The sequence below is a fragment of the Microcystis sp. M49636_WE2 genome, from assembly GCF_030065375.1.
In the GTDB taxonomy this organism is placed as follows: Bacteria; Cyanobacteriota; Cyanobacteriia; order Cyanobacteriales; family Microcystaceae; genus Microcystis; species Microcystis aeruginosa_C.
Genome location: NZ_JASJFG010000120.1, coordinates 1 through 1,013 on the forward strand (window position 1 = coordinate 1; position 1,013 = coordinate 1,013).

1 protein-coding gene is annotated in these 1,013 nt (G+C 39.7%); it reads left to right on the forward strand.

Annotated features, from left to right (window positions below):
* On the forward strand, positions 1-1,013 hold a 1,013-nt coding region (locus PX484_RS02830), incomplete at both ends, for an SNF2 helicase-associated domain-containing protein (protein WP_288102779.1).

Genomic DNA, 1,013 nt, shown 5'->3' on the forward strand with positions numbered 1-1,013 from the left:
ATCTCTAAACAAGACCCCTCCCTGCGATTAGAATTAGACGAATATTGGTATGCAGTCCCCGAAATTATAACAAGCATACAAGCGCATTTTGGTCAAGATTTAGATAAAAATATTTTACTAAGTTTGGGTTATGCTGCCCGTATTTATCCCCCCATTTGGCAAGGATTAGAAACGGATAAACCGACGGGATTTTCTCTCAACCTTACAGAAGCTTTTACTTTCTTAAAAGAAACTGCTTGGATTTTAGAAGATGCGGGATATAAAGTGATTATTCCAGCTTGGTGGACTCCCGAAGGTCGTCAACGCGCCAAAGTTCGGCTAAAAACTACGTCTAAATCAGGCAAATCTACCCCCGTTAGTAAAGGTATTTTTAGCCTCGAAAACATCATTGAATATCAATATGAACTAGCCATCGGTGAAGAAACTATTACCCAAGAGGAATGGCAACAATTAATTAACACCAAAACACCCCTAGTTAAATTTCGAGGTCAATGGGTAGAATTAGAACAAAATAAAATGCAGCAAATGCTGGATTTTTGGCAGAAATATCAGCAGGAAAATCCTGAGATAAATCTGATTGAATTAATGAAAAAAGCTGCCGAATCCCCAGAGGAGATTATTGTTGAAACCGATGAATTTTTGGGTTCTATGCTAGAGAAATTACAAAATCCTAGTCAACTAGAACCGATCGAAAATCCTCCCCAATTACAAGGAACGCTGCGGGAGTATCAAAAGCGCGGAGTTGCCTGGATTCAATACCTGGAACAATTGGGTTTAAATGGTTGTCTTGCTGACGATATGGGATTAGGAAAAACCCTACAGGTAATTGCTAGATTGATTGGGGAAAGAGAGGGAGATAATAAGGTTTTACCAACTCTGCTAGTCGCACCCACTTCTGTGGTGGGAAATTGGGCAAAAGAAATTGAAAAATTTGCCCCCCATCTTCAGGTTTTAATTCACCATGGTAGTAAGCGCTATCAAGATGAGAGCGAATTTCAGACAGTAGCTAGTCA